This is a genomic window from Streptomyces anatolicus (assembly GCF_019400875.1).
Classification (GTDB): Bacteria; Actinomycetota; Actinomycetes; order Streptomycetales; family Streptomycetaceae; genus Streptomyces; species Streptomyces anatolicus.
This window is the reverse complement of record NZ_WMBF01000163.1, coordinates 1-13421: the sequence shown is the minus strand read 5'-3', so window position 1 is coordinate 13421 and position 13421 is coordinate 1. Positions and strand designations below refer to the sequence as shown.

Genomic DNA, 13421 nt, shown 5'->3' with positions numbered 1-13421 from the left:
CTTCGTCGCTCCCCCGGCGTCAGCCGACCCGCCCTCGCGCGGGCCGCTCGGCCGGTGCCGCCAGGCGGAAGCCCACGCCGATCTCCGTCAAGTCCCGCTCGTAGACGCCGTGTCGGCGGGCGCACCGGGCCAGATCCCGGTCGTGGCGGAAGGCACCGCCCCGGGTGACGTGCGGATCGTACGCCCAGTCCTCGACGCCCGGCACGTCGGCGGGGGCGCCCGGATAGGGGGCGTACAGCGTGGAGGTCCACTCGTCGGCGTTGCCCGCCATGTCCAGCACGCCGAACGGGCTCGCGCCCTCGGGGAACGAACCGACCGGCGTCGTGGTGCCGATGCCGAGGTCCACCAGATTGGCCAGGCCCGTGCGGTACTCCGTGCCCCAGGGGAACTCCCGGCCGTCGTCGCCCCGGGCCGCGCGCTCCCACTCGTCCTCTGTGGGCAGTCGCACCTCTTCGCCGCCGGGCTGCTCCCCGAACCACCGGCAGTAGGCCGTCGCCGCGTCCCAGTCGACCCCGACGACCGGGTGGTCCGCGGGCGCCCGCGGGATCGGCCTGTCGGTGGCCGCCGCGAAGAGCGTCCACTGCCCGACCGTTACCGGAGTGCGGGCGATCCGGAACGCCGGGAGGCGGATCTCCGTGCGCGGCGCCTCCTTCCTGTACCACTCCACCGGTACGCCGGTGTCGGCATAGCGGCGCGCCACCTCCGGGATCTCGTCGGCCGGGGTGCCCCGGCGCAGCGACCCGGCCGGGATGTCGACCCAGTCCACCTGCTCCACCTGCTCCACTGGCGTGACCTGCTCCCTCTGCATGGCTTCTCCTCGGTTCGATTCAGTGCGAGCGGGGCGGAGTCATTGCGGCAAGTGCGCGTTGGGCGCCCGCGCCGCTTCCGCGTGTTCCGTGACCTCCGCAAGGCACACACCGGAGGCCCGCAGGACCGCGCCGACCGAGAACGCGGTCCGCGTTCAGCGCGTACCGGAGCAGGACCACGCCCGCCGTGGTGCCAGAACCGCCAGGCCCGATCGAAGTCCTCCTCGCTGGACAGCAGCAGCCCGCCCTCGCCGGGGTGGGTGTCGAGGCAGCCGTCCAGCGACACGGCGGCCGAGAGAAGAACGTGAGGCCGGACCATGACGCGCAGCTCCTTTCCCGAAGCGGAATCGGTGACTTATTGAAGAGTTGTTTTAAAAGGTTGCCGTAATGGGTCCTGGTGGTTGTCCGAGTTGTTCGGAAGTGCGCCCCTGGTGGTCGGTTCGTAAGGCGGCGGATCACCTTAGAGTCGTCCAACTAGCCGGTCAACCAGGCCGGTTCTACGGTCGAGTTGTTCGACATTCAAGGTTGACAAGACGTTGAGCTGGGGTGCTAGGTTTCGGGACGCTGGGGGATGATCTTTCATTTCTCATTCCCGGCAATGCGTTTCTTCTCCTGCGGAAGGAAAAGAAAGTGTCTGCGTTCTTCTTGAAGCCAGAGTGCATATGACTGACATTCTGGTTCCCGCTTGGCCGGTAACCCCGTATGCGGTGGACCGGCTGCCGGCGCGGTGGCGACCCTCCCGGCGGCTGACCCTGCCGATGCCGTTCTACCGGGAGACGGAGGCCACGCTCACCCGGTCGGCCCGGGCCGTGGCGGCGCTGGACTACCCCTCGGAGGGCTACGCGCTGGTGCAGGCCGATGAGGTCAGCGAGCGCGGGGTGCGGACTAGCCAGGTCGGCCGAGGTCCATGTGGTCGCCGGAAGCTCCGTCTACGCCTGGGCGGCCACCTGGGACCGGGTGCGCCCCATCCGCTCGGACGACGTCGAGGAGTCCTACCACTGGTCACTGTGGCTGATGGGCCACGACGTCCGTACCGGCTTCGTGCGTACGCCGTCCGGCGTCAGCTCCACCGAGCGCGCCGACGCGGCGCTGCGCCAGCGGGCACGCTGGACCCGCGGACAGCTGCGGGCTGTTGCCGTCAACTGGTCCGAACTCCCCGCGCGGGGACGGATCCTGGGCGCGGTCACCGTCGGCAGCCTGGCCGCCAGGGCGGCGCTGCCGGTTCTCGCCGCGGGGCCTCTCGAAGGACCGACCGGGCGGCGTCTTCCTGGGCGGCTCGAACCTCGCGGTCTCGGCCCGCAGCGCGCAGCCCGCGCTGGCGACGGACTGGGTCGCACAGCTCAGCGGGCCCAAGGCGCAGAAGCTCATGCTCACCGGCTCCCCGGTCAGGGCCGCGGGCAAGAGGGCGAACGGGGTCCTTGAGGAGCGGCTGAACGGGCCGGACGAGGGACATCGATGAACGCCCCCGCCCCCCATCGCGAACTCCTGCGCGAACACCTGCGGGAACCCCTGCGCGAACTCTTGCGCAAACCCCTGCGCGGCCCCTGCTATTTGTGACCCACCGCGCCGATCGGAGCAGACCTGTGCCCACACCGCCCGAGCAGCCGACCCCACCGACCGTCGACCGGCTCGCCGAACGACTCACCGCCTACGCCGTGCTCGCCCACGACCTGGCCGTACCCGCCATCGCCGCCGACTACTGGGCCAAGAGCGAGGACCACTACCGTACGGTCGACGCCGCACTCGCCGTCTTCGCTACCGGCGCGGCCAGGGCGGCGTACGACGACGTCCTCGCCGACCCCACCCGCGCCGCCGCACAGCACGCCCTGCGCAAGAACCTCACCGCCTTGCTCCACCAAAACCTGGAGAGGCAACGCCAGTTGGCGGCAGCGGTGACCGAGGCGGACCGGCACATCTGGATCGACTACCACCTCGGCGCCGACTACACCGCACAGCCGCCGCCACTCTCACCCAGGACGCCCGGCACCCGGCCGCGGCCCGGCACCGGCGCCGTCCAGGTGGTGATCCCCTTCCGGGACCGCGCGGGCGGCATACGGACCCGGAACCTGCTCGCCTGTCTGCGGGCCCTCGCCGACCAGGAGGGCGGGCCCGGCCACCGGGTCACGGTGGTGGAGACCGACGACGAGCCCCGCACCCGCGAGGCGCTGGACGGCCTCGTGGACCGGTATGTCTTCGCCCGCAAGGACGGCCTGTTCAACAAGGCGTGGGCGGTCAACGTCGGCGTCATGGAAACGACCCGGGAGGCGTCCCGGAAGACGGTGTCCGAGCACGCGTACGTGTGTGTCCTGGACGCCGACATCCTCGTCGACCGGCACTTCGTCGCCCGCAACACAGCACGGCTGCGCGAGGGCGGGCACGGCACCCATCTGCCGTTCCGCTGGTCACTCTCGCTCGACGCGCCGTCCACCCTGCGCGCCATCGGTCTGCGCAACGACGGCGGCGCCGCCGATGTGCCGCCGTCCGTGCTGCGCGGCCTGCTGCTGCGGGAGCCGCCCGGCGGATGCGTATGGCTGCGCACCGACGTCTTCCACGCGGTGGGCGGTTTCGACGAGCGGTACGAGGGCTGGGGCGGCGAGGACGACGACGTGGTCGCCCGCCTCGCCGCCGCCGCCCCGCTGCGGCGCTACGACGACACGCTGCTCCACCTCGACCATCCCCGCCCGGCGATGACGCGCGCCGACGGCCGGCCCTTCAACGCCCATATCGAGATGGGCAGTTGGACCAGCGGACACGGATACGGCGATCTGGGGAAGTTCACCTCCGCCGCCACCTGAGGACCGCCACCTAGGACCGCCGTCTGAGGACTGCCGCCTGAGGGCCGGTGCCTACCAGGCGGCGACCGGGCCACCGCCCAGCGCGTGCGACCGGTACGCCGCCACGATGACGTCGTCGACGAGCGCGGCCTCGGCCACCGGGCACACCGGTGGCCGCCCGGCCGCGACCGCCGCGACGAAGTCGGCGACCAGCGGCAGATGCGGGTTGGCGGCCGGTTCGCGCCGCAGCCGCCGCGCGCCTTCGGGGCCCGCGGCGAGCAACTGCCCGGAGTCTAGGGGGTCGAGTACGAGGGAGCGGCCGCCGCCGTGGAACGCGATACGGTCCACCGGCGGCTCGGCACTCCACTCGAAGAGGCACCGCGCGCGCAGCCCGGGCCAGCTCAGCTCCACCTCGGCGCCGCGCTCGGCACCGGCGTCGAAGTACCCGGCAAGCCGCGCGGCCACCGCCGTCGGGCGCCCGAAAAGGGCCAGGAGCAGGTCCAGGCGGTGGCAGCCCGCGTCGGCGAGCACCCCGCCGCCGGAGACCGCGGGGTCGGTGCGCCAGCGCATCGGATGGCCGGGGCCCGGCTCGAACGCACACCGAAAACGCACCTCCACCCGGTCCGGCGCCCACCCGGCCAACTCCCGGCCCACCTCCCGCAGTACGGGGGCGAGCCTGCGGTAGTACGCGACCCCCGAGGCCGGCCGCCCCGAGTCCGTGCGGAGGCGGCCGGCCCCTGGGCGCAGGCAGCCTGCCAGAGGCTTCTCGATCAGTACGGGTAGTCCGGCGTCCAGCGCCGCGTCGGCCAGCGGCACATGGTGGACGACGGGCGTCGCGACGTACACCGCGTCCGTCCCCGCCAGCAGACCCCGCGGATCACTGCCGGACCCCGCGACCTCCCACCGCGCGGCGATCCGCGCCGCGCGCAGCGGATCGCGCCCCCACAGGAACACGGGCTCCTCGCCCAGCGCGCGCAGAGCGGGCAGGACACGGCGGATGACGAGGTCGCCGTACCCGGCGACACCCCACTTCACGGACGTGACCTCACGACCAGCACCTCATGGACGGCACTTCACGGCACGATCGCCACCTTCAGCGTCTCGCGCGGCGGGCCGTCGTACGGGGACTCCCCGGCGTCCGGGTACAGCGCGCGGCTCGCCGACAGCTGCTCCATGGCCTTCGGCAGCTCTTCCAGGGCGTAGGTGTGCGTCAGGATCTCGGGCAGGTGCAACTCCCGTGTCCCGGACAGCCGTTCGGCAGTGCGCATGGCCTCGGCGCGCGCGGTGTCGACGGGCTCGGCCGAACTGTGCACCCGCAGGCCCTTGCGCTCCCAGGTCACCAGGTCGACGGTGACGTGGGTGTCCACGTGGTGGGTGCCGAGCATGACGACGAGCCCGTTCTGCCGTACGAGTCCCACGCAGGCGTTGAGCGTGGTCGGGGTGCCCACGGCATCGACCGCCACATCGAAATCGGCCCCGACATCCGCGAGTTGCGCCGCGCTGCCGTCGACGCGCCGGGTCGAGTCGGCGCCGAGGAGAGCCGAGCGCTCCAGGCGCCAGTCGTCGAGGTCGACCGCCGTGAGGTGCGAGGCGCCGCGCAGCGCCGCCATGCGCAGCGCCATCAGGCCGACCGGGCCCTGCCCGACGATGGCCACTCGGTCCCCGAGCCGCACCCCGCGGGTGGCGTGCACGGCGAGCGGGAGCAGCTGCAGGATCGCGCCCTGCTCGAAGGGCACCGCGTCCGGCAGCGCGCCCACGGCTATCTCACGTGCCAGCGCGAATTCGGCGTAGCCGGTGGTGAGCGGCGTACGGACGAAGACGCGCTGCCCCGGCGCGACCCGGGTGACGCCGGGGCCCACCGCCTCGACCACTCCGGCGATCTCGTGGCCGTAGCAGCCCTGGGCGCAGTGCTCGCGCAGCCCGTAGTAGTGGTAATAGGCCAGGTCGCTGCGGTTGCACACGGTGCATGCCCGCACCCGCACCAGCACTTCGAGGGGGCCGGGCTCCGGTACCGGCGCGTCGGCGACCAGACGGATGTCGCGCCTGCCCACCAGCTCATAGCGTCGCAAGGTTCTTCTCCTCCGGGTGTGGCGGGGTGATCCTGCGGGCGACCGGTCCGGCCGCTGCGGCGACCGCGAGGGCGGTGCCGAAGACGGCGGCGAAGGCCGCGGTGTCCTGTCCGGCGCGCACATGGGCCATGTTGAACAGGGCCCCGCACACCACGACGAGCAACACGCTCGACAGACTGTCGGACAGTTGCAACGAGGCGGAGTTCCGGCCCTGTTGGTCCGTGGGCGAGCGTTCGAGGGTGAGCACCCCGACGCCGGGGAGCAGCAGCCCCATCCCGAAGCCCGCGACCAGCAGACCGACGGCGACGGTCACCGCGGGCATCGCCCGCAGGGTGCCGCTCAGCGTCAGGGCAGCGCCCGCGCCATGGATCAGCGCACCCACGAGGACGACCCGCTCGCGCGGCCAGGGCAGCCGGGGGCGGCCCTGCAGCCAGGAGGCGGCGAACCAGGTGAGCGCCGCTCCGGTGAGTGACATGCCCGCCGCCCCCGGCGACCACTGCCGTTCGTTCACGAGCATCAGCGGGATGTAGGTCTCGATGGTGAAGTACGCGCCCGCCGCGACGCCCCGCAGCAGCACCAGGGACGGTATGCCGCGCCGCGCCCGCAGAGTGCCCGCGGGCAGCAGCGGCCGCAGCTGGACGACGAGGAGTACGAGCCCGACGACCGCCGCCGGCAGGCGGTAGGGGGCGGATGGGGTGCCCGCGTACTGCAGCAGACCCGCGCCGAGAGCCACCGCGAGCGCGGGCACGACCCCAAGGCCGCTGACCGGCCCGCCTTCCCCACCACCCCCCTCCTCTTCCGGGGCGCCGACCGTCCGCAGCCGTGACAGCGGCCGGGCGAGCAGCACGAGGGCGAGCACGGCGAGGAAGGCGATGCCGTGGAACACCCAGTGCCACGACAGGGTCTCGGCGACGACTCCCGCGACCGGCGGGCCCACCATGGACGGGACGATCCAGCACGCGGTGATCAGCGAGAACATCCGCGGACGCAGCCCGGTCGGATAGGCACGGCCGACGACCACATAGAGCGCCACGGTCACCGCGCCGCCGCCGAACCCCTGGAGGTACCTCCCGACCAGGAAGACGGACATGGTGGCCGCGAGCCCGGACAGCAGCGCGCCGCCCGAGAAGCAGAGCAGCCCCGCGCAGAGTGCGGGCGCCGGGCCGCGCCGGTCGGCCCAGCCGCCCGCCAGTACGGTGCCGATGATGCCGGTGGTGAGGAAGCCGCCGAACGCGAGGGCGTACAGGCCCAGTCCGTCGAGTTCCTGGACGGCGATCGGCATCACCGTGCTCAGCGCGAGACCGGCGAAGGCGACCAGTACGAAGGTGCCGCTCAGCGCGAGAGTGCAGGCACGGTAGGCAGGGGAGAGCACCCCTGGCGGCGCCACCGTGCTGGTCATCGGCGCCCTCCTGGCGGCACTCCCGGAGCTGGATCAACGGGAGGCTCGCACAGCCCGTTCGCCGCGTCAATCGGATCACCATGACCGGTGCGGGGCCCGCCCTGCCACGGAGTGTGGAGGGCGGGCCCGTGCCGGTGCCGAGCTGGCCCTTGTCGTTGAGGCCCCAGGCGTAAACGCCGTCGGCCTTACCGGTGTTGACGCGCAGCGCGAGGGCGTGCTGACCGCCCGCGGCGACGTCCACGATGCCGGTGAGCCCGGGCACCTTGCCCGGCGCGGGGTTGTGGTCGGGGGTCGTGGGGCCGGTGCCGAGTTGGCCGTTGTCGTTCTGGCCCCATGTCCAGACGGAGTTGTCGTTGCGCAGGGCGACGGCGAAGCCCCAGCCGTCGGTGGCACCGCCGCCCGCCGCGATCTCGAACACGTCCTGCTTGGGCAGGGAGGGGACAGGTGCCGGGGCGTACCGGTCGGCGGGCGTCGAATTGCCCAGCTGGCCACCGGAGTTGGCACCCCACGCGCGCGCAGGCGCGGACCTACACCAACCCCGACAAGTGCCAGAGCGTCCGCCCGTCCGGTGCCACCGCCAAGCAGCCGGACGACCACGACGACGGAGAGCGCGGAAGCGGCACGCCGCGGGCCGGCGCCGATGAGCGGCGGCTCACCGGCACCTACCGCCTGGACAAGGGAGGCACCTGGCAGAAGACCGGCTGACGCGGAGGTGGGGGGCGGGGGGGGGAATCGAAAGACGCCGGGTAGCGCGGCACATCAGCGTCGCTAAACTGACCGGGACACTGCTTTCATTCCGGTGCACGCCCCACATCGTCCTGAGGAGGGAAGGTGGGAGCACGGGTTCGTCGCCTGAGTCTCGTGATTCTGCTGTTATTCCCTGTTCTCGGCGGGTGCGGAAGAGAAGGCAGTGTCCCGGGCAGCGTCGGAGCGCTGACGGCCAGCGCTCCAAGCCTTGAGTACTCCGTCGGAGAACGCTCCCGAGCCCTCGCCAAGAAGACCCTCACCATTGGCGTCAAGTCCGACCACCCCTTCATGGGGTTCGAGGATCCGGTGACGGGACAGCGCTCGGGGTTCGATGTCGAGATCGCGAAAATGGTCGCGGCGTATCTGGGATTCGCGTCGAACGAGATCGAGTGGAAGACGGTCGCCCCGCAGGTGCGGGAGATCTCGATTTCGAAGGGGGACGTCGATCTTTACGTGGGCGCCTACACGATCAACAGTGAAAGGAAAAAGCAGGTCTCCTTCGCCGGGCCCTATTATCTGGGCGGGCAGGACCTGCTGGTCGAGAAGGGAAATCGAAGTATCGGTGGCCCAAAAGAACTGCGCGGCAGGAAAGTCTGTACGGTGACCGGATCCACCCCTTTCCAGCGGATCCGCAAGCCGGAATTCGGGGCGACCGTCGTATCCCACGACAGCTATGCGCACTGCGTGCAGGATCTCATCATGAACGTGGTGGACGCGGTCACCGCCGACGACACGATCCTGAAGGGTTACGCCGCACAGAACCAGGGCCGCCTACGGGTCCTCGGCCGGCCCTTCTCGGAGGAGCCCTACGGGGTGGGACTGGGACGGCGGGACGCGGCTCTTCGTGATGCCGTCAATGACGCCCTCGAACACCACGTCCGCAACGGAAACTGGCTCCGGGCGTACCAAGCCACCCTCGGCCGTTCCGGCGTCCCGGCGCCGACGCCACCACCGGTGCAGCGGTACTGACCCCTCGGCCTGGAGGCGCCCATGGAGGTGTTGACCGACAACGCCGGTCTCTTCTGGCAGGGCTTTGTGGGCACCGTCCGACTGATGTGCCTGAGCACGTTGCTCGCGTTCGCCCTGGGCATCGTGCTCGTCTCCTTCCGCGTCAGTCCGGTGCCGCTCTGCCGCGGCCTCGGCGCGACGGTGGTGACAGTGCTCTGCAACACCCCGCTCACCGTCCTCTTCTTCGGCGTGACGCTCGGGCTGCCCATGCTGGGCCTCACCGAAGCGGGATACTTCACGCTCGCCGTACTGGTGATGGGCGGTTACGCGTCGGCGTTCGTGTGCGAGGCGCTGCGCTCGGGCGTCAACGCCGTGGAGCTGGGACAGGCCGAAGCCGCCCGCAGCCTCGGCATGTCCACGGCGCAGACGGCGGCACTGATCGTCTTTCCTCAGGCCGGGCGGGCGGCGGTCCCCCCGCTGGGCAATGTCGTGATCACTCTGGTGAAGAACTCCGCGCTCGCCGGCGGCTTCAGCGTCTATGAACTGTTCAGCACCGAGAAGACCCTGGTGGAGCGCGGATACGCGGTCGCGGTCGTCTTCCTGTGGGTGACCGCCGCCTACCTGGTGCTGATCGCGGTGATCAGTGCCGGCTTCCATCTGCTGGAGCGCCGTCTGGCGGTGCCGGGATGAGGTCCGATGTGAGGATGAAGTCCGGTGCCGGGATGAAGTCCGGTGCCCGGATGGCGTCCGCCCTGTTCGAGGCCCCGGGCCCGCGCGCCCGCCGCCGCCATACCTGGTACGCGGTGCTGGTGGCGGTGGTGACCGGGGGCGCTGTCTGCTGGGCCTTCCTCCGGTTCTCGGACGCCGGGCAGTTCGACGCGCGGATGTGGGAGGCCTTCGAATACCGCGGCGTGCAGTTGCGCATCCTCGCCGGCGTGGTGGACACCTTCAAGGCGTTCGTCCTCTCCGTGGTGCTCTCCTTGGCGCTGGGTTTCCTGTTCGCGGCCGGGCGACTCTCCGCACATCGCGTCCTGCGCTGGCCGGCCGGGGCGCTGGTGGAGTTCTTCCGTGCGGTTCCGGTGATCATCACGGTCTTCGCCCTGTACGCAACCGACCTTCTGCGTACGTACGTCACCGCCGTCGCCGACGTTCTGCGAAGGGACTTCGGGAGCCCGGGCGGATGGGTGGCGGACAATTTCGCGAGCCCCACGCTGTGGGCCCTGGTGATCGGTATCGCCCTCTACAACGGTGCGGCACAGGCGGAGATCCTGCGGGCGGGGGTCGGAGCCGTTCCCAGGGGGCAGTTCGAGGCGGGATATGCGCTGGGAATGCGCAAGACGCAAGTGATGACGGCGGTCGTCATGCCGCAGGCGGTGCGGACCATGTTGCCGAGCATAATCAGCCAAATGGTGGTGACGCTCAAGGACACCTCGCTCGGCTTCTTCATCATGTACGAGGAGCTTCTCTACGCGGGAAAACTCCTGGCGCAGAACACGGCTACTCCTTCCGGCTACCCCTACCTCCCCGTTCTCTGCGTGGTCGGTTCGCTGTACATCATCATGTGTCTCCTTCTTTCCCGTGTGGCCCGGCACCTTGCGGCACGCAATTCGTGACAGGAATGGCGCGGACTCGACGGGCACGGTCCCAGGAGAGTTTCTTCGGGGATGCCACGGGCAGGGAAAACGTATCCACTGCCCGGCTGCGGAGGAATCACTGTGACCGAATCTGTCGAATTCGTGGGCGATCTCTACCCCACCCGTTCCGTCACCAAGTCCGTGCCCTTTCCGCGTCACCATCCGGTGGTGTGGGGCGACGGGAAGGAAGGCCCGCTCTCCGCCGAGGAGGTGGCCGCCTATGACCGCGACGGATTCCTCGCCTTCGGCGCGCTCCTCGACCCCGCCGAAGCGCGGGAGTGCCGTGAGGAAATGCGACGTATGGCATCCGAGCCCGCACTGCGTTCCTCTGAGCGGGTGGTGGCCGAACCGGACTCCGACGAGATCCGCTCCGTCTTCGAGGTGCACCGGCTCAGCGAGGTCTTCAGGCGCCTCGTCCACTCCGGCCGCCTCGCCGACCGGGCCCGACAGGTCCTCGGTTCGGACGTCTATGTCCACCAGAGCAGGATCAACTACAAGGCGGCCTTCGACGGCTCGAAGTTCGGCTGGCACTCGGACTTCGAGACCTGGCACTCCGAGGACGGCATGCCCGCGCCCCGCGCGCTGAGCTTCTCCGTCGCCCTCATGGACAACCTCCCCTTCAACGGCCCGCTCATGATCATCCCCGGGTCGCAGCGGACCTTCGTACCCTCCGTCGGACAGACGCCACCGGGCTATCACAAGCTTTCGCTGCTGGGGAAGAACCTCCCGGCCGGACCGGCCGACCGTACGGCTGTGACGGCACTGGCCGAGCGGCACGGCATCCGGCAGTTCACCGGAGCGGCCGGTTCAGCGGTCATGTTCGACTGCAACTGCCTGCACGCCTCCGGAGGAAACGTTTCTCCGTTCCCCAGGACGAACCTCTTCGTCGTCTACAACAGCGTCGACAACCCACTGACCACGCCGTACGCGGCTCCGGAAGCGCGCCCGGGATACCTCGCGGACCGGGACTTCACGCCGGTGCCCCGATCCGCAGACCTGCCGCGTCGATGAGCCGGGCCACTTCGAGCGTGGTGTAGCCGCGCTCGAAGTGGCGCGGCTCGGACAGCATCAGCGTGACCAGGCCGAGCAGCAGGCGCGCGTACTCCTCGACCGTGCCGGGCCAGGCGCCCGCGTCCAGCATCCAGGGCTCGCTGCCCGCCGTCGCCTCCGTCCTGCCCGCGCGGATGAGCGACTTGGAGAGCTTGGCCCCGGACGCCGAGAGCACCACCGGGGTGAACAGGCGTGCGGGGAGCACCGCCTGCGGATAGCACAGGAACGCCTCGTCGAGCAGACGGCACCCCGCGGCCCAGTCGGCTCCCTTGACCACCACGGCGAGCGCGTCCTCCCGTGCGGCCACCCGCTCCTTGAGCAGGTTGCGGTGGAGCGTGCCCGAGCCGATGTACGCCTCGTCCGCCCCATCGGTCCCGTCGGCGCGCACCCGCGCCACGTAACCCCCGTGGTCCAGGCAGACCGCCGCCAGCTCCGCGTGGCCGGGCCCGGCCGCGAGCACTTCGGTGTGCTCGCCCTGCTTCTGCGCCCAGCCGCACCGCGGGCACGGCGGGCTCATGGGCACCTTGCCGTGCGAGGGCGCGAGCACCCACCGCAGGGCGTCCATCCGGGTCAGCGATTCCAGGAACTCCTGCCGGAAGTCCGGCCGGCTCTGCTGCTGTGTGTAGGTCTCGATCTCGTGGGGGACGCCCGTGATCGCGGACAGCGCGTCGAAGAAGCCTCCGTAGTACGTCCGGATCAGCTCCTGTATGCGCTCACCGCCCAGGGCATGGCGGAAGGAACGCTCGTACCGGGTTCCCGTCCGCGGGCACCGCCGCGTCTCGCAGCCCGCGTTGTCCAGCGCGCCGAACCGCAGTGTCACATCGACGCCGAACTTGTCCCGGGCCGTTCGGGCGAGCAGGAACGCGGAGGTCTGCATGACGCTGGTGCCCAGGTGCGGGGCGCCGTTGATCTGCACACCGGCATACAGGGACACCCGGTCGTGCCCGCTCGCCAGCAGCCGTGGACGTATGAAGTCGACGCTGTGTTCGACGGCACCGGTGGTGACGCTGACGGGCGAGACGGGCGCGATCCGAGCGGTGTTCATGAACGGCCTCTCTGCGAGCGGGAGGGCATGGCGCCCTCCGGGAGCGGGCGGGCGGTCACCAGCGCGAGGGGCGGAGGTCACCAGTGCCGACGGACGGCGGGCTGGGGCAGATCCACGACGCGGACCAGACCCGGCCAGTGCGGCAAGGCCGCTTCGTCCAGGGTCTCGAGACGCGTGGTGCGGGAGCGGGCGGCCGTACGCAGGAGTTCCATGAGACCGTCGCCGGTCAGCCGGTCCTCAGCGCTCTTGCGGCAGGCCAGACCGACGATGAAGTACGCGGGCGGATACGGACCCGAGCGCCACAGGACCGCCTCGTCCCGCTTCTCCAGCAGGAGCATCTGGTCGGGGTGGTCCCGGGTGAACTCCCCGAGGGGCAGCGGGCACAGGGTGATGGCGTGCACCGTGAAACCGGCCGACTCCAGCAGGTCGACCGCCTTGCGGGGACTGGAGTAGCTGCCGATGGTGATGCCGAGGCCGTCTCCCAGCGCACGGCCGTGCCGGATGACCGCGGGTATCAGCTTCAGACCGTCCGTCCCCCCGCCGACGGACCGGCGCAGGGCGTCGTCCCGGGGGGAGAGGGGAACGTACGGCGGATTGCTCGTGACGACCAGCGGGTGGCGGAGCGGGACCGGGGCCGTGGCCAGCAGCTCGGCGGGGGACAGCGCGGTGAAGTCGCCGAGCGCGAAGGTGACCGGGCGGTCGCCGTCGTACGCCGCGTAATGCCTGCGCGCCCACGCCACGGTGTGTTCCCCCGAGTCGACGCCGTGCACCCGGGCCGCTCCCGCGCGGGCCATGGCCGCCGCGGCGGCACCGCTGCCGGAGCCGAGGTCCAGGACCGCGCAGCCCTCGTCGATGAGGTCCTGCGCCACCCACACGCCGATCTCCGTGTCGGCTGGTTCGAAGAAGACCCGCGAGGACGAGGGCGGGGTCAGGTCACGTGGGGTCAGAT

At 70.9% G+C, this 13421-nt stretch carries 13 protein-coding genes and 2 pseudogenes; 7 read left to right on the top strand and 8 right to left on the bottom strand.

Annotated features, from left to right (window positions below; genetic code table 11):
• Positions 1–19: 19 nt before the first annotated feature.
• The gene (locus GKQ77_RS16635) at positions 20–808 is read right to left on the bottom strand and encodes a formylglycine-generating enzyme family protein (RefSeq protein WP_219689557.1); all 789 of its coding nucleotides are present in this window, start codon (positions 806–808) and stop codon (positions 20–22) included.
• A gap of 206 nt (positions 809–1014) precedes the next feature.
• Positions 1015–1125 (bottom strand): annotated as a pseudogene (locus GKQ77_RS33405) (deaminase); the annotation flags it as partial.
• A gap of 539 nt (positions 1126–1664) precedes the next feature.
• On the opposite strand from GKQ77_RS33405, the gene GKQ77_RS16630 reads away from it, so the two are divergent.
• Both GKQ77_RS16630 and GKQ77_RS16625 read left to right on the top strand, forming a co-directional pair.
• Complete coding sequence (locus tag GKQ77_RS16630; RefSeq protein ID WP_258021431.1) at positions 1665–2228, top strand: glycosyltransferase family protein; 564 nt, start codon at positions 1665–1667, stop codon at positions 2226–2228.
• 161 nt (positions 2229–2389) lie between these two features.
• Positions 2390–3601 (top strand): galactosyltransferase-related protein, encoded by a 1212-nt coding sequence (locus GKQ77_RS16625; RefSeq protein ID WP_219689556.1) that lies wholly within the window; start codon positions 2390–2392, stop codon positions 3599–3601.
• 51 nt (positions 3602–3652) lie between these two features.
• Here the strand turns inward: GKQ77_RS16625 and GKQ77_RS33925 are convergent, their stop codons facing one another.
• The 4 genes and pseudogenes from GKQ77_RS33925 to GKQ77_RS16605 form a co-directional block, all read right to left on the bottom strand.
• Positions 3653–4615 (bottom strand): Gfo/Idh/MocA family protein, encoded by a 963-nt coding sequence (locus tag GKQ77_RS33925; protein WP_219689555.1) that lies wholly within the window; start codon positions 4613–4615, stop codon positions 3653–3655.
• A 38-nt stretch (positions 4616–4653) separates the two neighbouring features.
• The gene (locus tag GKQ77_RS16615; protein ID WP_219689554.1) at positions 4654–5649 is read right to left on the bottom strand and encodes a zinc-dependent alcohol dehydrogenase; all 996 of its coding nucleotides are present in this window, start codon (positions 5647–5649) and stop codon (positions 4654–4656) included.
• Positions 5636–7048, bottom strand: a complete 1413-nt coding sequence (locus GKQ77_RS16610; RefSeq protein ID WP_219689553.1) for an MFS transporter — start codon at positions 7046–7048, stop codon at positions 5636–5638. The genes GKQ77_RS16615 and GKQ77_RS16610 overlap by 14 nt, the downstream gene beginning before the upstream one ends.
• A gap of 154 nt (positions 7049–7202) precedes the next feature.
• Positions 7203–7532, bottom strand: a pseudogene (locus GKQ77_RS16605) (RCC1 domain-containing protein); the annotation flags it as partial.
• Between GKQ77_RS16605 and GKQ77_RS16600 the strand changes: the two are divergent.
• The 5 genes from GKQ77_RS16600 (at position 7493) to thpD (ending at position 11388) form a co-directional block, all read left to right on the top strand.
• On the top strand, positions 7493–7753 hold the full coding sequence (locus GKQ77_RS16600) for a hypothetical protein (protein WP_219689552.1): 261 nt from the start codon (positions 7493–7495) through the stop codon (positions 7751–7753). The pseudogene GKQ77_RS16605 and the gene GKQ77_RS16600 sit on opposite strands and share 40 nt — an antisense overlap.
• A 147-nt stretch (positions 7754–7900) precedes the next feature.
• Entirely contained in the window at positions 7901–8764 is an 864-nt protein-coding gene (locus GKQ77_RS16595) for a glutamate ABC transporter substrate-binding protein (RefSeq protein WP_219689559.1), read from the top strand.
• A gap of 21 nt (positions 8765–8785) precedes the next feature.
• Entirely contained in the window at positions 8786–9433 is a 648-nt protein-coding gene (locus GKQ77_RS16590) for an amino acid ABC transporter permease (RefSeq protein WP_219689551.1), read from the top strand.
• Positions 9434–9483: 50 nt separating this feature from the next.
• A complete protein-coding gene (locus tag GKQ77_RS16585) occupies positions 9484–10356 on the top strand; it encodes an amino acid ABC transporter permease (protein ID WP_258021430.1) in 873 nt (290 codons plus the stop codon).
• Between the two features lie 102 nt (positions 10357–10458).
• Complete coding sequence (thpD, locus tag GKQ77_RS16580; protein WP_308117686.1) at positions 10459–11388, top strand: ectoine hydroxylase; 930 nt, start codon at positions 10459–10461, stop codon at positions 11386–11388.
• Here the strand turns inward: thpD and GKQ77_RS16575 are convergent.
• Positions 11348–12472, bottom strand: a complete 1125-nt coding sequence (locus GKQ77_RS16575; RefSeq protein WP_219689549.1) for a hypothetical protein — start codon at positions 12470–12472, stop codon at positions 11348–11350. The two genes, thpD and GKQ77_RS16575, sit on opposite strands and share 41 nt — an antisense overlap.
• Positions 12473–12549: 77 nt before the next feature.
• Positions 12550–13421, bottom strand: an 872-nt coding sequence (locus tag GKQ77_RS16570; protein ID WP_219689548.1) for a methyltransferase domain-containing protein, incomplete at its 5' end; no start/stop codon positions are given.